Here is a 245-nt window from a genome sequence, read left to right on the forward strand (position 1 = left end):
TCTCTATGCCGACTTCCTGAAGCAAGGTTTCCACGTTGTGACGCCAAACAAAAAGGCAAACACCTCCAGCTGGCATTATTACCAAGAATTACGAGCCGCTGCCGAGAAGTCGCGTCGTAAGTTCCTCTACGACACTAACGTCGGAGCGGGACTACCGGTTATTGAGAACCTGCAAAACCTACTGAATGCCGGCGATGAGCTGGTGGAGTTTAACGGTATTCTCTCAGGTTCGCTCTCCTTCATCT

Annotated in this window: 1 protein-coding gene; it reads left to right on the forward strand. The window is 50.6% G+C overall.

Going from position 1 to position 245, the window contains the following annotated elements:
* Positions 1 to 245 (forward strand): hypothetical protein (locus tag MKR94_RS16800; protein WP_241647929.1); only part of this gene is annotated, 245 nt, incomplete at both ends.

Origin of the sequence: Rosenbergiella metrosideri (genome assembly GCF_022602565.1) — a bacterium.
GTDB classification, from domain to species: Bacteria; Pseudomonadota; Gammaproteobacteria; order Enterobacterales; family Enterobacteriaceae; genus Rosenbergiella; species Rosenbergiella metrosideri.